We start from the raw sequence: 16,840 nt of genomic DNA, 5'->3' as shown, positions 1-16,840 counted from the left end.
TCTCTCCCCCCCCGGCCCCATCTTCGCCCTTTACTCGCCGCCCGGCCGGCGGAGGGGGAGCCTGGTGGGACACCGGGGAGGCTGGCATGTCCGCTGTCCACTACGACAGCTACACCGAAGCTCGCGCACATCTGAAGGACCTGTTGGACGCCGCGGAGAAGGGTCTGGTGGCCACGGTTCGGCGGGACTCCGCCACCACGGCCGTGGTGGATGTCGAGCGGCTGCGTCACTTCCTCGCGTCGATCGTTCCGTCCCGTGCCCAGGTCGTTCCGGAGGCCGGCGGTTGGTCGGTGTTCGTTCCTGGATTGCCGGTGGCCGCTGATGGCGCGTCGTTCGACGAAGCCGTCACCAAGATGGTCGTCGCCCTGCGGGAGTACGCGGAAGACTGGCAGCAGCGGCTGCTCGACGCTCCGAACCACCGCGACAACTGGGGACTGGTACAGCTGATCAGCTTCAGTGACGACGAGCAGTTGCGCGACTGGCTTGTCGGTGCCGCACGGTGACGTCCTGGCCACAACCGACGCGCAAGGATCACGAAGCGTTCTGTCGGACCGAGGAATGGCGCGTGGTGCGCGACGCTCTAGGCCGGAGCGGAACAGACCACGTCACCTACGAACTCGACCTTGTTGACGGGAGGATCCTGCGCAGTCGCGTCTCGCACCCGGTGGACCGCACCGGATACGGGCAGGGCATCTGGAAGCACATTCTGCGCGATCAACTCGACGTCGACGAAGCAGCGTTCTGGTCATGCGTGCGGGACGGCGTCAAACCTCGCCGCGGGACACCGGAGCCGCCCACGGCCGCGCTGCCGGCCGATCTGGTGCACCTGCTGATCACACGTGTCGGCCTCGACGAGTCCGAGATAGCCGCGATGAGCAAGGACGAGGCGATCGCCAGGCTTCAGCGTTACTGGACAGCGGGCGGCTGATCGAATGAGGGCAGGATGAACGGAGCGATCACCGAAAGGACGCCAGTGTTGCGGGTGGCCACGAGGTCGGACGTGCCGGGGATCGCCGAGTTGATGCGGCGGTCCGTGCTCGACGTGTTCCCGCACTTCCACGACGAGCGTGAGACGGCCGCCGCCGCCCGGTACCTCACCGAGCCCGACACGGCGCTGATCGACGACGGCACCTACTTCGTCTGCGAGAGCGACGGGCAGATCGTCGCCTGCGGGGGCTGGAGCAAACGGGACAAGCTCTACACCGGTTCCGGCGACCTGCCGACGGACGACCGCCTGCTCGACCCGGCCACCGAGCCGGCGCGGGTACGAGCGATGTTCGTGCGGGGTGACCGGACCCGCCAGGGGCTGGGGCGCGCGATCCTCGCCGAGTGCGTTGCGGCGGCCAGGGCCGAGGGGTTTCGGTCGCTGGTCCTGATGGCCACCATGCCTGGGGTGCCGCTCTACCGGTCGTTCGGCTTCCGCGACGTCCGGCGCACCGAGGTGCCGCTCCCCAACGGGGTCGTCCTCGACGGACTGTCCATGGAGTACCCGCTGTCCGGCTGAGCGGCCACTACCAGTGCCAGTGCCGCCTGCCGTCGGTGTCGGCGATGAAGACGACCGCGTCGACCCCGTCCAGCTCCGCCGGGTCCAGCGGGAGGTGGCCGGGCACGATCGGTTCGCCCTGCCCGGTCGACGGGGGCAGGGCGGCGCGCAGCTCCCCGGTCGGGAACAGGGAACGGCGCGTGGTCGCCTCGGCCAACACGCCCTGCAGGGTGCCCGGGGCGCCGTCCGGGTTCCCGTCGGTCGCCACGAACACGTAGCGCCCGTCGAGGGCGAGCGCCGCGAGCGCGCCGGCGCTGCCCCAGCCCTCCCCGGTGTCGGGCCGGAGGATCGCGTTGTGCGCGAACACCAGGGTCGGGCCACGCCGCCGCTCCTGGTCGACGATCGCGAGCAGGTTCTCGGCCATCATCTCGGCGCGCACGCTGAGCAGGGTGCCCATCCGGTCCGGTCCGGACCCGGCCATGGCCGCGTGGTAGCGCAGCAGCCCCTGGGCCGTGCGCGCGTGCGCGCGGGCCTCGTCGCTCGGGCGCAGGCCGGGGGCCGCTCGACGCAATGCGCTGGCGAGGTCGTCGGCGACGACCCGCAGGGCGCGGGCACGGTCCGAGTCGCCGATGGACGCCGACGGGTCGAACATGGCCGCCTCGTTCGTCCAGTCCGCGTCCTCGCCGCACAGCTCGTCGAGGTCGCGGGCCGACTCGGGGCGCAGTGCCGAGGGCAGGTGGTCGGCGACCGAGGCCAGCGCGTGTCGTGGGCTCGGCGCGTAGGCGTACTCGGTCGGCGGGTCGAAGCCGTGGAAACGAACCCGGTCCGCGGGCGGCCGGCCGGCGTTGTGCGCGCGCAGCCACTCGAGGAGCTCGCGGTTGCCTGGTACGGACCCGAACCCGTGGCTGAACCCGGTCGCGAGCACGGTGTCGATCTCCGCCGTGCCCCCGGCCACGTACTCGTCCACGATGGACGCGGCGAAGACGTCGGTCTCCAACGCGATCGACCGGTACCCGCGGTCCACCAGGTGGCCGAGGAATTCGTTGCGCAGCAACGGAAACGCGGTGATCCCGTGGGTCGGCTCACCGAGGGCGAGCAGGGCGGGCGGCTCTGGCCGGGCCGCGAGCAGCTCGTCGACGGCACGGCCCAGGCCGGCCGGGTCGTCGAGTGGGCGGCCGATCCCACGCAGGGCGGTGGACATAAGTTCCCCTTCCGAACGAGCCTTCCCCTTCGACCGTATCGCTGAAGGTTCGAGTGAAACTTCGCCGAAGCCGACCTGGGTTCGATACCGTGAAGTCTCAAACGGAGGTGAGAGTGCGACCCATCGACCTCGCCCGCGAGCACGGGTTGTCCGCACAGGCGGTGCGCAACTACGAGGACGCGGGCATCCTCCCGCCGGCCGAGCGCGGCGAGACCGGCTACCGGCGCTACACCCCCCGGCACGCGCAGGCCCTGCGCGCCTTCCTCGCGCTGCGCCGCGGCCACGGACACCAGCAGGCCACGGAGATCCTGCGCGCGACCAACCGCGGCGACACCGAGTCCGCCTACCGGCTCATCGACGCGGCACACGTCGAGCTGCTCGCCGAACGCGACACCCGCGCCGAGTCCGCTACGGCACTGGGCAGCCTGTCCGCCACGCCACCCGAGCCGATCGGCGGCCGCCCGCTGACCGTCGGCGAGCTCGCCCGCCGGCTCGGGGTGCACCCGGCGACGCTGCGCACCTGGGAGACCGAGGGCATCCTGCGCCCCGAACGCGACCGCGCGACCGGCTACCGCCAGTACGGGCCCGACCGCGTCCGCGACGCCGAGATCGCCCGGCAGCTGCGCCGAGGCGGGTACCCGCTGCGGCAGGTCGCGCGGTTCCTCGAATCGCTGCGTGCGGCGGGCGGCGCGGACGCGTTGCGTGCCTTCCTCGGCGCCTGGCAGGACCGGCTGGCCAGACGCGGCCGCGACCTCCTCGCCGGCGCGGCCCAGCTCGACGCCTACCTCACCCTGCTCGACCAGCCGTAGCGGTCAGCGGTCCGCGACCGGCCGGTCCCCGGTCACGATCCGCCCGATGTTGTCCACCGACTCCTCGCGGTCCCAGTACGCCCCGGTGTGGCCGTACTCGATACTGGGCCCGTCGCCACCCGTGCCGGTCTCGAACCGGTAGGCGCCGTAGTCGTCGGACATCGGGTCGTTGCCGTGCATCCCACTGAGGCCGGAGCCGACGAAGTCCTGCTCGGTGCGCCCGGCGTACACGGTCGACGAGTCGCCCCGCACGGTGTCGCCGTCGCCGGTGACCAGCCGCAGGTCGCTCGCGTCGTCGACGGTGGTGCCGACGCTGCCGACGAACGCGATCTGGTCGGTGTGCAGTCTTCCGCTGCCCGCGGCCTCGCCGACCACGGTCGACCCGTAGCTGTGCCCGAGCACGGTGTTGTTCGACGGCGGACCGTCGTGGCTCGCCCGCAGTCCTTCCTGGAACCGGCGCAGGTCCGGCGCGGCGTTCTCGGCGTACGAGCCGTCGAGGACCTCGCCGCCGATCGGCGCGTCGTACCCGTACCAGGCGATGGAGGCGGTGCTCTCCGATTCGTCCGCCCGGTTCGCCGCGTCCACGGTGGCGTCGTTCTGCTCCAGCCAGGTGCCGATGTTCCCGTCCACCGTGGAGTTGATGCCGTGCACGTTGGTCACCACGTTGTCGGCGGTGTCCGGGTTGCCGGTGGCGATGACGAACCGGCCCGGGTTGTCCCGGTCGGTGACGTCCTGGGCGTCGAAGTGGATCAGGTACGCGCGGTCCGGCTGGTCGCTCGCCAGCCGCTCGTCGATGAGCTCGATCGCCGCCAGCCGGTCCTGGATCCTGGTCCGCTCACCGCTGCCCTCGGGGTACTGGCCGAGCTGGGTCTCCAGGATTGCCTCGTGCTCGTCGAGCACGATCCGGTTGGCCCGGTCCCGTGCCACGACCGGGATGCCGTCCGTGCTGCCGATCAGCGCGCTGTTGCCGTGGATCAACGACTCCTGCTCGATCGCGCTCAGCCCGTCCCACCACTGGCGTATCTCCTCGGGCGTGCCGTTCTCCGGGAAGTCGGCCAGCGCGTCCCGGTTGGCCGCGTCCGTCACCGCCTCGCCGAGCCCGATCTCCACCGGGTTCAGCTCGCGCAGCGTCGACGCCGCCCGTTCGTCGGCCTCGGTGGCCTGCCGGACCGCCCGGTCGATCCGGTCCTGCAGGTCGGTCAGGTCCCCGGCGATGTCGCCGGTGAGGTCGCCCGAGGGCTGGACCGTGCCGTCCGCGGTGATCCGGAACCGGTCGCCCGCGTCGGCGATCGCCTCGTCCAGCAGCCGCTTGGCGCCACCGATCTCCTCCTCCGCCGTGCGCAGTGCCGGCGCGATCCGCTCCAACAGCCCGACCGAGTCGGCCAGGTTGCCCTTCAGGCCGTCGAAGTGCGTCCTGGCCGCCTCGGCCGCCTCCCCGCACCAGTCCGACAGGGAGTCCACCTCGGTGCCGAGCGCGGTCCGCTGGTCGCCGAGGTTCGTGGCGTGCGCCTCCCAGGCGTCGGCGGCGTCGGCGAAGACGCCCGGCTCGAACTCGTTCAGCTGCGCGAAGTTCACCATCTCAGGCACCCAACCCGTGGCTGAACACGTCGGTGTTCGCGTCCTCAGTGGACGCGTAGGTGTCCGCGTTGACGTCCATCGTGTCGCCGGCGAGCGAGATCCTGGCGGCGATCGCGTCGATCGCGGTCTCCCAGTTCCCCTCGAGCGTCCGCGCCGCCGCCTGGGTGTCGAACCCGCCGTTGGCACCGAACGCGGCGACCGCCGAGGTCTGCCCGGACAGCTCGCTCGCCGTGCGCTGGATCTCGCTCGCGATGTCCACGATGTTGCCGCCCGCCGTGCGCAGCTCCGCCGGGGTGACCCGCATCCCGTCCATTAACCCGCTCCCCACATCGCCCGTGTCACGATTCCTCCCGTCACCAGACTCGCGGCCTGACGCCCGTGGCGGAACACGTTTTCCTCCACGATCCGTGCGAGAAACCGGGGAACCAGACGTGACGAGAGGACCTGGGCGGCCACCCGCCGACCGGCGCGACGCGGTCGCGCGACGCCTGCTGACGCTCGCCGCCGAGGACATCGACGGCTTCCTCGCCGGCGAGGGCCGGGCCGGGGCGACCCCGTTCCCGCAGGTGCTGAGCCACCTCGATCCGGTCGCGATCCTCACCAGGGCCGGCTACTCGCCGGACCGCAGGACGATCACCAGCCGGTGGGGCTCGGTCGAGGCGTTCCGCACCGACGCCGCCGTGTGGGCGCTGTCCAAGCTGGACCGCGCGGCGGAGCCCCCACCGGTGCGGATGGCCGGCGACCTCGCCGACACCGGGGAACCGACCACGGTGGTCGACGCCACGATCCGCACCGCGGACACGCTGCTGCACGAGTTGGTCGCCGACCCCCGCTCGTACCTGATCGCCCACCTCGCCCCGCTGCTGTCGTCGAACGCCGACGGTGCCGACGCCGTGGTCGACGGGCTGCGGGCCGAACAGGACAAGTGGACGGCCACCTACGCGGCGCTGATGGAGGTGACCGGATCGCGGCTGCGCGCCGGGTGGAGCCCGCACCGGCTCGCGCTCGCGCTGCAGGCGATGATCAGCGGGTTCATCATCCACCAGCGGGTGCAGCCCGACGACTACGACTACGCCCGCTCCAGCAGCTACGACAAGCTGAGCCTGTTCGCCGACTCGGTGCTGACGTTCATCATCGGCGTCATCGACTTCTCCGACGAACGCCGCACCAGCCGCCAGGAACTGCTCGACCGGTGGGGCCTGTCCTGAGTCGGGTCACCCCACCTGCCGCCACAGGAACTCGAACACCAGGCCCCACTTGAACGCGGCCTGCTCGTTGTCCGCCGCGCCGCCGTGGCCGCCCTCGATGTTCTCGTAGTACCGCACGTCGTACCCGTGCTCGGCCAGCCGCGCCACCATCTTCCGCGCGTGCCCTGGATGCACCCGGTCGTCGCGGGTCGAGGTGAGCAGGAACGTCGGCGGGTAGGGGCGGTTCGGCCGCACGTTCTGGTACGGCGAGTACTCGCGCAGGAACGCCCAGTCCGCCGGGTCGTCCGGGTCGCCGTACTCCGCCATCCAGGACGCGCCGGCCAGCAGCTTGTGGTACCGCCGCATGTCCAGCAGCGGCACCTGGCACACCACCGCCCCGAACAGTTCCGGGTACCTGGTCAGCATCACGCCCGTCAGCAGCCCGCCGTTCGACCCGCCCTGCACCGCCAGCCGCGCCGGCGTCGTGATCCCGCGGTCCACCAGGTCCCGTGCCACCGCGGCCAGGTCCTCGTACACCCTCGGCCGCGCCTCCCGGAGCACCGACTGGTGCCACGCCGGCCCGTACTCGCCGCCGCCGCGGATGTTCGCCACCACGTACGTGCCGCCGCGCGCCAGCCACCCGCGGCCGATCGTGCCGCTGTACCCCGGGGTCAGCGACACCTCGAACCCGCCGTACCCGTACAGCAGGGTCGGGCCGTCCGCACCGGGGCGGCCGACCACGAAGTACGGGATCCGGGTGCCGTCGTCGGATACCGCGAAGTGCTGGTGGGTCTCCAGCCCGTCGGCGTCGAAGAACGCGGGCGACCGCTTCAGCACCTCGATCCCACCGTCGACCTCGCCCCGGTACAGCGTCGCCGGCTGGGTGTACCCGCTCGCGTTCAGCAGGTACTCGTCGTCATCGTCGGGGTTGGTGTCCAGTACGTCCGCCGAGCCGACCTCCGGCACTCCGGCCAGCGGCGCCCTGGTCCAGCCGGACGGCCCCGGTGTGAGCACCTCGAACCGGCTCTTCACGTCGTGCAGGGTGGCCACCAGCAGGTGGTTGCGGGTCCACCGGAAGTACGACAGCGACGTGTGCTCGTCCGGTGTGAACAGCACGTTCAGCGCCCGCGAACCCGCCAGGTACTCGTCGAACCGCGCGGCGAGCAGCGCCCCGCTCGGGTAGGTCACCTCGCCGACGGTCCACTCCGACCGGGTCGAGATCAGCAGCCACTCGCGGTGCGCCGAGGCCTCCGCGTCGTCCGGCACCTCGATCCGCACCAGCCCGGACGGTGTGCGCAGGAACCGCTCGGTGCGGTAGAAATCCGGGCTGCGGTAGACGATGTCGCGCTCGTAGCCCTCCGTCGGGTCGTGGTAGGCGCCCGCCGCCACGTCGTCCGGCTTGCCCTCGAACACCGTCACCGCCTCGGTCAGCGGTGTCCCGCGCCGCCACTCCTTGGCGATCCGCGGGTAGCCCGACGAGGTCAGTGAGCCCTCCCCGAAGTCGGTGCCGACGTAGATCCGGTCCTCGTCGATCCAGCCGACCTGGCTCTTGGCCTCCGGCAACACGAACCCACCGTCCACCTCCTCCACAAAGGACAGTGAGACCAGGTCGAACTCCCGCACCACCGCCGCGTCCGCTCCGCCGCGGGACAGCTCCACCAGCGCCCGCCGGTAGCCGGGCCGCAGCACCGCCGCGCCCTGCCACACCCAGCTCTCGCCCTCGGCGGCGGCCAGCGCGTCGACGTCGAGCACGACCTCCCACTCCGGCTCCGGTGACCGGTACGACTCCAGCGTCGTGCGCCGCCACAGCCCGCGCGGGTGCGCGGCGTCCTGCCAGAAGTTGTAGAGGTGCGTGCCGCGCCGGCGCGGGTACGGGATGCGGTCGTCGGCGTCGAGCACCTCGCGCACCTGGTCGCGCAGCTCGGTGAAGCGGGCGGAGCCGGTCAGCTCGGTCATGGTCTCGGCGTTGCGCTCCCGGACCCAGTCCAGGGCGGTGTCGCCGGTGACCTCCTCCAGCCAGAGGTACGGGTCGTCATCGGTCATGCCGTCGAGTCTGCCTCAGTTCCGGTCGAAGGCGAGGCGGATGAACGTGTAGTCCAGCCTCGTGCGGTTCCAGTACACCGGCCGTTCGGTGTGTTCGAGCTCGAGGTCGCCGCGCAGCATCAGCCCGTGGTCGGTCGCCATCCACACCAGGTCGCGGATGTCGTCGGGGGAGAAGATGCGCACCGGCTGGCCGTAGGCGGTGATGCCGGTGGTGTCCGGCGGTTCCATGTCGTAGTCGGTGGCGACCACGAGCACCCCGCCCGGCCGGATGATCCGCGCGCACTCGGCGACGAACGGCTCAAGCGCCACGCCGTGCTCGATCACGCTCATGCAGGTCACCGCGTCGAACCGGCCGTCAGGGAAGTCGGTGTCGGTGATGTCGCCGTAGCGGAACAGCACGCCGTCGCGGTGCACCTCGCGGCCGAACTCCAGGTTGTTGCCGACCAGGTCGGTGAGCCCGTACAGGCGCAGCCACGGCAGGATCGAGGAGTACCGAGCGGCACCCGCGTCGAGCACCGACGCCTCGCGGCCGACCGTGCGCAGGATCGTGCCGACCGCGCCGAGGGCGTCCCAGTTCTTCGGGATGTCGCGGTGCAGCGGCAGCCGGAGCCGCTTGCACTCCTCGACCGCCGCCTGCCAGGACGCGGCGTCGCGAAGCAGGTCGGTGTCCGGCATCGGCGGAGGCAGCGGCCGCGGCTCGCCGGACCGGGACTCCAGCCGTCGCCGCAGCGCGACCCTTGTCCACAGGACGCGCTCGGCGATCCGGCGGGCGACGGCGAGCGCGACCCCGCCGGGGGGATCGGCCTGGGTCATGGTCGGAGTCCCTTCGTCCGTCCCCGCGCCCGCAGCCGCGGACGCCGCTCGGCCCAGACCGCACCCGCGAGGACGAAGTCCAGCACCGTGAGCATTATCCGCGAGATGAGCGCGACGGCGAGCGACGCGCCGGGCCCGAGCACCGGCGCGAACGCCAACACCAGCGCGACCTCCCGGACCCCGGCGCCCGCCGGCGCGGGAACGACGATCAGCCCGAGGCAGAACGCCAGCGTGAGCCCGCCGACCGCCACCGGCAGCGACGTTCCGGCGGGCGCGCCGAACCCGAGCATCAGCAACCAGCAGTGCAGCCCGAGCAGCAGCCAGCTCAACGCGTACCACCCGGCCGCCGTCACCATCCCCCGGTAACTGGGCCGCCGCACCAACGGCTCCCGCCGCAACAGCCGCAACACCCGGTCCAACAGCGGCCCGATGACCCGAGGGTGCAGCAACACCAGCCCGGCCGGCACCACCAGCACCACCCACCAGTACGCCACCAGCGCGCCCGAGCCCCCACCGAGCGGCAGCGCGACGAACGCGGTGACCACCCCCGTGCCCACGGCGAGCAGCAGCCCCAGCACGCCGCCGGTGACCGTGACCCGCCGGGAGACCGCGTGGTCCCGAGCCAACTCCGCCTGCGCGACGAACGACCACACCGAGCCGGGCAGGTACTTGCCGAGCTGACCGAGCAGGTACACCCGCCCCGCGACCCGCGCCGGCAGCGGTGCCCCGAGGTCGGCGAGCATCGTCCGCCACCCCAACGCGGTCAACAGGATCCCGCCCGCCGCCGGCACCCCCGCCGCGACCACCAACCCCCACGACGGCCGCTCGAGCGCGACCCGCAACTCACCCCACCGCCCGACGACGACCGCGGCCCCGAACGCCAGCACCGCGACCAGAAACCCACACCGAACCCACCTCAAGGTCCCGCCCCAGCCGGCGGACGCTGCGTCGCTGCGCTCACGGTGTTCATGGTTCGCTGCGCTCCTCCGCTACCCGCCGGCTTCCCTCCTGCGCTGCTCGCCGTTCGTTCCTCACGGCTGCGCTGCTCGTCAGTCCAGCCGGCGGACGCTGCGTCGCTGCGCTCAGGGTGTTCATGGTTCGCTGCGCTCCTCCGCTACCCGCCGGCTTCCCTCGTCACGTGCTCGGCGCTTGGCGCGCCCGCGCTCACTGGCGATCTTCCGCGAACGACGTCAGCGCCTTCAGGTAGCGGCTCCACTGCGGCTCGGCGTCCGGCGGGCAGACGGCGGCGCGCAGCCGCAGCGCCGTGTCGTCGGTGTAGAGCCGGCGCAGTGCCGAGGTGAGGGAGTCCACGTCGTCGGGTACCACCAGCAGGCCGTCGACACCGTCCTGCACGTCGTCGGGCAGCGTGCCGATCCGGCTCGCGATCACCGGGACGCCGTGCTCGAACGCCAGGTACGGGTTGACCGACGCCGTGACCGACCGGTACGGCAGGGCGAGCGCGTCCACCCCGCGGAACAGCGCCGGCACCTGCTCGGCCTCCACGTACCCCGGCCGCAGCTCGACCCGCCCGCTCAGCCCGAGCTCCCGCACCATCCGGTCGGCCACCGCCGGCGTGTCGCCCCAGAACTCGCCCGCCACGGTCAGCGCCACGTCCGGCGGGCCCGCGGCCAGCGCCCGCAGCAGCACGTCCACCCCCTTGTACGGCCGCACCAGACCGAAGAACAGCAGCCGCCGGTGCAGCGCCCCGTCGTACACCCGGCTCGTCGCGCGCGCGACCACCAGCGGCGCCAGCTGCTCGGCCACGACCGGAACGCCGGTCAGCGAGGTCGCGATCCGCGCCTGGTCGTCGGAGTGCGTGAGGACCCCGTCGACCCGGGTGAGCAACCCGCTGATCAGTGCCTCGTCGGACGGTCGCCGCTCGTGCGGGAGCACGTTGTGGCACTGGGTGACCACGCGCGCCCGTCTTCGCCTGCCCAGGCCGGCGAGGACACCGCGGTAGGCGGGCATCTGCACCGGGCTCGCCACGACGAGCACGACCAGGTCGTGGTCGCGGAGGCGGCGGCCGCAGGCGTACCAGGAGTCCGGCCGCCGCCAGGACAGCCGGCGGTGGGTGCGGGGGAACGGGGGCAGCTCCGGCTTGTCGATGGTCAGCCGGCCCGGGTACAGGCGCGACGGGTACTGGTGCGACCACGACTCCAACCGCACCTCGTGCCCGAGCGCGGTCAGCCGGTGGGCGAGCTCGGTGGTGTACTGAGCGATTCCGCCCTTGTAGGGGTGGGTGGGTCCGATGACGGCAATCCGCATGGCAGCTTGGTCCCTGCGTCCGGGTGAACCTCTCCACGGCAGGTGCGACAGAGTAGCGCAGCTGTTATGGCGTCGTTATCGAGGTATGTACACCGCGGTACACCGAACTCACTGTCCGTAGTGGGCGGAGTGTGGGCCATGATCCCGGACCCACGTCGGCCCTGCTCCAGCGGGTACCGAGCCTGGTCACGCTCGGCAGCGGTTCACTCCGTCGGGCCCGGACGGCGGCGTTGACGGCGTAGCAGCAGCTGGTCGAGCACCACCAGGCCGACGAGCACCACACCGGTACCCACGGTCAGCCACAGCCCCGCGTTGTCGTAGGGGGCGGCGTAGCGCAGCGACACGGTGTGCCGGCCCTCCGGCACCGCGACCGCCACCACGCCGTGGTCGGCCGGCACCAGCTCCGCCGGCTCGCCGTCGACGGTGACCTCCCACCCGGCCTGGAGGGCGTCGGCCACCACCAGGTACCCGGCGCCCCGGGCATCGACGGTGGCCTCGATGACGTCGAAGCCGTCCTGGGTGACCTCGACGTCGGCCGGTTCCCCGTCGGTCGGAGCGCCGTGCTCGTTGAGCACGACCTGGTCCGGGTCGACCGCGCCACCGGCCAGCAACCGCACCCGCTCGTTCGGGTAGGGCGTGCTGATCGCGGACGAGGCCCAGCGGATCCGGGGGAGTGCCGTGGTCCGCTCCCAGACCACCGACGACCCGGCGTGCGCCACCGTCAGCCCGTCGTCGGCCGGCATCACCTTCGACACGGCCATCGCGCCGTCCGCGCCCCGGACGGTCAGCGCCGCGCCGGTGTGCAGCGTGAACGTCGCGGTGAGCTTGGCGTCGGCGGGAACGTCGTCGGCGTCCACCGGGATCAGGAACGGCTCGTTCGCGGTCATCTCGTGCGTGAGGCGTTGCGCGGTCGCGACCGTCGCGCCGCTGGCGTCGGTGACCACGACCTCGACCAGCCGGTCCGGGTCGACGTCCTGCTCGGGGATCGACGTGGTCGGAACGAACCCGACCGCGCGGACCGGCCCGGTGCCCGGCACCGGCCGCGACACGGCGGTCCCGTCCGCGACGGTGACCGGTGACCCGTCGCCGCGCGCGATCCTCGGCGCGCCGAAGATCCAGCTCCGCGGCGAGGTGACGAAGTACCGGACGCCGAGCCGGTCGAGGACCGGACTGCTGGCGACGTCCATGGTCGGCTTCAGCCTGATGTGCGTCGGGTAGGGGATCGGGTCGCGCGGGATGCCGCGCACCAACTCGGCGAAGTTCTCGTCGATGAACGTGTGACCGGTCAGCGCGCGCAGCTTCTTCGCGGTGTCCACGCCCATGATCATCGCGTTGCCCGTACCGGTGAACCGCTGGTGGCCGAGGTTCTCCGCGAGGAAGGCGTGCACGTCGGTGGTCGGGTAGAACGTGTCCTTGTCCACCCGTGGGTAGTAGGCGTTGGTGAGGGAGAACCCCTGCACCGCGACCAGCACGGGCAGGACCGCGGCCGCTCCGAACCGGGTCACCCGCCAGCCCAGACCCGTCCGGCCCGCGGTGGCGTAGAGCAGGACGGCGCCCAGCACCGCGAGCCCGAGGAAGCCGAGCCCGATCAGCATCTGCTCGTTGAGGTGGTCGACCCGGCTCACCGGATCGGTGCCGGCCGCGGCGTCCCGGCTGCTCGCCGCTTCCAGGCCGGCGCGCCACACGACGACGATCCCCGCCACGGCCCCCAGCACCACGAGCACGCCGTAGACCACGCGCAGCTTCGCCGCCCGCAGCGCGGCGACCACCCGCGTGCGGTTGCGCAGCAGCAGTTCGAAACCGATCGCGGCGAGGGCGGCGAGCAGCATGCCCAGCACGCTGCGGGCCCGGCCGATGTAGTTGCTGGAGAACACCGGCAGGTCGTTCACGAGCGCGAGCGGGCCGGGAAGGTAGATGAGAGCGAACCAGGCGACGGCCATGCCGACCAGTACCCACCAGGCACCGCGCGGCAGCAGCGACCGGCCGGTCCGCGCCAGCACGACGCTGACGAGCACGAGCACGACCGCGGCCGCGCCCACGTAGGACATGGCCTCGACCATGTTCCGCCCGAAGTGCGGCAGGTACCAGATCGGCGGGTCGGACCGGCTGATGCTGCCCATCGCGTGCGGAGCGATCGCCGTGGTCAGTTCGGGCAACCCGAGGTGTTCGTCCGCCCCCTGCGAGCGACCCTCGATCAGCCACCCTCCGTAGAACTTGGCGAACGGGAGCAACTGGACGGCCGACAACGCGGCACCGGCCGCGACCGCGCCCGCCGCCCCCGCCGTGACCCCGAGGAGCCGCCGCCATTGGCCCCAGTACTCGGCGAACACTCGGACGAGGAAGTACACCCCGACGGACATCAGCGTGAGGGCGGTGACCGCGGGGAAGCCGGCCAGCAGCATGAACGCGACCGGGAGGGCGAGCAGTACGGCGTCGGTCGGCCGTCGCCGCTGCACCAGCCGCTCGGCCGCCCAGAAGACCCACGGGATCATCGCGGCGACCCGGGTCTGCGGCCAGTTCGTCCACATGATCATGAAGGCCGAGCTGGTGAACACCATCCCGCCCAGGATCGCCGCGGGCCGGCTGAGACTGAGGCGGCGCAGGAAGAGGTAGCCACCGAGGAGGGCGACGGCGAGTTCGAGCAGCTTGGCGTAGGCGGGCGCGAGCCAGTCGGGGAGCAGGTAGTAGGGGATGGTCAGCGGGGAGAAGACCGCGTAGGTGGGGATCGCGCCGAGCGGGGTGCCGCCGGAGTTGTACGGGTTCCACTGCGCCGGGTTGCCGTCGAGCACGGAGTCGACGTACAGCATCGTGTTCGGCATGATGGCGTCGTACGTGTCGTCCATGTACGTGTTCTGCACCGGGATCCCGGCGAGCCCACTGTCGTAGTACGGACTGAATCTGGACAACTCGTCCGTGGCGGCGAACACCGAGGTACCGAGCAGCGGCGTGCCGATGCTCGCGAGCATGAAGAACACCGCGGCGATGAGCGTGATCCCGGTCAGCGGACGCGGAAACCGTCTCCGCCGAGTCGCGGCGGGCGCGCCGGTGTCCTCGGTCGAGTCCCCGGCCGCGACAGCACCCGGCGATGACGGTACTTCGGTCCGTTCGGACATCCTTCTCAGCTTCCGGCTCGGTACGTGACGCCCGCCGCGGTAGAACGCGAGGCCGAATCATCGCGCGCGACGCGGACCGGGCGACTCTACCGGGCGTCCACTCTCGACCTTCCTGGCGCCCGCCCGGCCCCACACTGGCGGCACCCGTCAGCCCACGACGTAGCCCCGATTCGTGCGGCGTACTCCCGCCGACGGCACCTGTCCGGCGTCGGCCCACCGCCGTCGGATGGCGGTGTCCTGGGCGTGCGCGGTACTCCCGCCGATGGCTCCCGCCGGCCCCACGTTCGGCCCGGTCACCGTCAGCCCACGATGGTCAACCCACGACGGTGTCCCCCTCGTGCGCGGCGTACTCGGCCGAGCGGACCTCGGCCACCCGCCGGTACCGGGTCAGTTTGTCCTCCCACCGGTCACGCACGCCGAACGCGGCGTCCGCGAACCCCACCTCGCGGATCGCGTCCGCCAACTCGCCAGCACCGTCCGCCGGCAGCACCCGCACCGGGTCACCCAGCGCCGTCGTGTGCGGCGGGACGAAGAACTCCGCCGGTACCACGCTCCGCGCGTGCACCAGCGCGCCGACCGCCACGCACGCGCCGTCCCCTATCCGCGCGGCCTGCAGCACGGTCGCCTGCGCCGCCAGGTACACGCAGCGCCCGACCGTCGCACCCAGCACGGTCGCGTGCGGACCGACGAACACGTGGTCGCCCAGCACCACCGGGCGGTCCTCGTCGGTGACCGCGGTCGCCCGCAGCACGGCGTGCTCGGACACCACCACCGACTCCCCGATCGTCACGCTCGCGCCCTCGGCGTCCAGTACCGCCCCGTACAGAACACGGGCCCTCGGACCCAATCGCACGTCGCCGACCAGCGTCGCGTTCGGCGCCACCCAGGCGGTCGGGTCCACGGTCGGCTCGGCGTCCCGGTGTCGAATCAACATGCTCCGATGCTCGTCGGCCCAGGCACGCCGGGCTGGCGGATTTCGGACACCGTCGCCGGTCGCCCGGGGCGCGGCAGGGTAGCACCCACCACCGACATTTCCGCCCGTCACGGCCACTCTCCGACCGAGTTGTCCACAACCCCTCCGGTTGTCCACAGTTCGCGGCCGCCCACCCCCGAACCCGCCCGTTCTCCCGCATGGTGAATGCATGACGTCTCCACTCGCACCCCCGTTCCCACCGCCCACCGTGATCCGCCTCGACGAACTCGGTGAGCTGATCGCCGGCATCCCCGGCCTGCTCGGCTTCCACCCGACCGACTCGCTCGTACTCGTCACCTTCTCCCACGCGGACGGGTACCGCATCGGCCCCACCGTCCGCATCGACCTGCCGGATCCCGCCGACGGACGCGACCTGGTCCACCAACTGTGCGGCGCGCTCGACCAGAACGACGTCGTCGCCACGGCCGTCGTGGTCGTCGGCGGCGGCGACGCCGATCCACCCGACCTGCCGCACCGCGAGCTCGCGCGGATCCTGACCGAGGAGCTGTCCGGCCTCGGCATCCGCCTGGTGCACTCCGCGTGGGTGCCGCTGATCGCCCGCGACGCGACCTGGTGGTGCTACGAGGAGGAGGAGTGCACCGGCCAGGTGCACGATCCCCGGACCTCGACCCTGGCCGTGCTCCAGACGATCGACGGTTCGGTCACCTACCCCAGCCGCGCCGACATGGCCGCCCTGCTCGCCCCCGACCACGAGGACCGCGTGGCGCACCGGGCCGACCTGCTGGCCGCCCTGGCCGACAGCGACCCACACCCCGACGACCTCACCGCCGACGTGCTGGCCGCCGTCGAGGCGACCACGTCCCGAGCGTCCCCCGCCATCGACGACGAACGGCTCGTCCGCCTCGGCGCCGCCCTGTGCCACGCCCAGGTCCGCGACACGTGTCTCGCCCTGTCGATCACCGAGTGGGCGCTACCGGCCGAACGCCTGTGGCTGGTCCTGACCAGATCCATGCCCGTCCCAGAACGCGCCGAACCGGCGTTCCTGCTGGCCCTGTGCGCCTACCTGCGCGGCGCGGCCGTACTCGCCGGCATGGCCCTCGAAGTCGCCATGGACGCCGACCCCGACCACCGCCTGGCCCCACTCCTCCGCGAAGCCCTCGACCGAGGCACCCCACCCGACGTCCTCCGCACGATGCTCGGCAAGAGCATCGAACGCGCCCACACCCGAACGGAGCCGACCCGAGATGTTCCCGACAACTGACCGCCCCCACCGCCGATCGCCCGAAGCCGAGGCACCACGAGGCGCCCCCACGTCCACAGCCGACTCGCCGCACCCGACCCCGTCTGCCCGCGCCGAACGAGCCACCCGGCCACGGGCGTCCGGCATCGGTCATCGAGCGGGGCCGGACGGAAC

Annotated in this window: 15 protein-coding genes; 6 read left to right on the top strand and 9 right to left on the bottom strand. The window is 72.2% G+C overall.

Going from position 1 to position 16,840, the window contains the following annotated elements; translation table 11 throughout:
* The first annotated feature begins 86 nt into the window (after positions 1-86).
* Genes JT362_RS13075 through JT362_RS13065 form a run of 3 tightly spaced genes read left to right on the top strand, consistent with a single transcriptional unit; the run spans position 87 to position 1,504 of the window.
* On the top strand, positions 87-503 hold the full coding sequence (locus tag JT362_RS13075) for a prevent-host-death protein (protein WP_260191407.1): 417 nt from the start codon (positions 87-89) through the stop codon (positions 501-503).
* A complete protein-coding gene (locus tag JT362_RS13070; RefSeq protein WP_260191406.1) occupies positions 500-928 on the top strand; it encodes a cytotoxic translational repressor of toxin-antitoxin stability system in 429 nt (142 codons plus the stop codon). Before JT362_RS13075 ends, JT362_RS13070 begins: the two co-directional genes overlap by 4 nt.
* 54 nt (positions 929-982) lie before the next feature.
* Entirely contained in the window at positions 983-1,504 is a 522-nt protein-coding gene (locus tag JT362_RS13065; protein WP_260191405.1) for a GNAT family N-acetyltransferase, read from the top strand.
* A gap of 7 nt (positions 1,505-1,511) precedes the next feature.
* Here the strand turns inward: JT362_RS13065 and JT362_RS13060 are convergent, their stop codons facing one another.
* The gene (locus JT362_RS13060) at positions 1,512-2,684 is read right to left on the bottom strand and encodes an erythromycin esterase family protein (RefSeq protein WP_260191404.1); all 1,173 of its coding nucleotides are present in this window, start codon (positions 2,682-2,684) and stop codon (positions 1,512-1,514) included.
* A 113-nt stretch (positions 2,685-2,797) separates the two neighbouring features.
* On the opposite strand from JT362_RS13060, the gene JT362_RS13055 reads away from it, so the two are divergent.
* Complete coding sequence (locus JT362_RS13055) at positions 2,798-3,493, top strand: MerR family transcriptional regulator (RefSeq protein ID WP_260191403.1); 696 nt, start codon at positions 2,798-2,800, stop codon at positions 3,491-3,493.
* A gap of 3 nt (positions 3,494-3,496) precedes the next feature.
* Here JT362_RS13055 and JT362_RS13050 read toward each other — a convergent pair whose 3' ends face one another.
* Together JT362_RS13050 and JT362_RS13045 are read right to left on the bottom strand one after the other, a co-directional pair.
* Positions 3,497-5,071, bottom strand: a complete 1,575-nt coding sequence (locus JT362_RS13050) for an alpha/beta hydrolase (protein ID WP_260191402.1) — start codon at positions 5,069-5,071, stop codon at positions 3,497-3,499.
* Between the two features lies 1 nt (position 5,072).
* Complete coding sequence (locus tag JT362_RS13045; protein ID WP_260191401.1) at positions 5,073-5,384, bottom strand: WXG100 family type VII secretion target; 312 nt, start codon at positions 5,382-5,384, stop codon at positions 5,073-5,075.
* Positions 5,385-5,502: 118 nt separating this feature from the next.
* On the opposite strand from JT362_RS13045, the gene JT362_RS13040 reads away from it, so the two are divergent.
* Entirely contained in the window at positions 5,503-6,279 is a 777-nt protein-coding gene (locus tag JT362_RS13040) for a hypothetical protein (RefSeq protein ID WP_260191400.1), read from the top strand.
* A gap of 6 nt (positions 6,280-6,285) precedes the next feature.
* On the opposite strand, the gene JT362_RS13035 is transcribed toward JT362_RS13040, so the two are convergent.
* From JT362_RS13035 to JT362_RS13010, 6 genes are all read right to left on the bottom strand, one after another.
* Positions 6,286-8,301, bottom strand: a complete 2,016-nt coding sequence (locus tag JT362_RS13035; protein ID WP_260191399.1) for a prolyl oligopeptidase family serine peptidase — start codon at positions 8,299-8,301, stop codon at positions 6,286-6,288.
* A 15-nt stretch (positions 8,302-8,316) separates the two neighbouring features.
* Positions 8,317-9,114 carry a class I SAM-dependent methyltransferase gene (locus tag JT362_RS13030; RefSeq protein ID WP_260191398.1) on the bottom strand — a complete coding sequence of 266 codons (798 nt, stop codon included), beginning with the start codon at positions 9,112-9,114 and terminating at the stop codon, positions 8,317-8,319.
* On the bottom strand, positions 9,111-10,001 hold the full coding sequence (locus JT362_RS13025) for a lysylphosphatidylglycerol synthase domain-containing protein (protein WP_260191397.1): 891 nt from the start codon (positions 9,999-10,001) through the stop codon (positions 9,111-9,113). The genes JT362_RS13030 and JT362_RS13025 overlap by 4 nt, the downstream gene beginning before the upstream one ends.
* A 277-nt stretch (positions 10,002-10,278) precedes the next feature.
* Positions 10,279-11,379 carry a glycosyltransferase family 4 protein gene (locus JT362_RS13020; RefSeq protein ID WP_260191396.1) on the bottom strand — a complete coding sequence of 367 codons (1,101 nt, stop codon included), beginning with the start codon at positions 11,377-11,379 and terminating at the stop codon, positions 10,279-10,281.
* Positions 11,380-11,582: 203 nt separating this feature from the next.
* Positions 11,583-14,492, bottom strand: coding sequence for a YfhO family protein (locus JT362_RS13015; protein ID WP_260191395.1), 2,910 nt, complete (start codon positions 14,490-14,492; stop codon positions 11,583-11,585).
* Positions 14,493-14,805: 313 nt separating this feature from the next.
* The gene (locus JT362_RS13010) at positions 14,806-15,426 is read right to left on the bottom strand and encodes a gamma carbonic anhydrase family protein (RefSeq protein ID WP_260191394.1); all 621 of its coding nucleotides are present in this window, start codon (positions 15,424-15,426) and stop codon (positions 14,806-14,808) included.
* 208 nt (positions 15,427-15,634) lie between these two features.
* Here JT362_RS13010 and JT362_RS13005 point away from each other — a divergent pair, with 208 nt between their 5' ends.
* The gene (locus JT362_RS13005; RefSeq protein WP_260191393.1) at positions 15,635-16,687 is read left to right on the top strand and encodes a DUF4192 domain-containing protein; all 1,053 of its coding nucleotides are present in this window, start codon (positions 15,635-15,637) and stop codon (positions 16,685-16,687) included.
* The last annotated feature ends 153 nt before the right edge of the window (positions 16,688-16,840 follow it).

It is taken from the genome of Actinophytocola gossypii (assembly GCF_025165815.1).
GTDB lineage: Bacteria > Actinomycetota > Actinomycetes > Mycobacteriales > Pseudonocardiaceae > Actinophytocola > Actinophytocola gossypii.
This window is presented reverse-complemented; position numbering and strand designations above follow the sequence as displayed.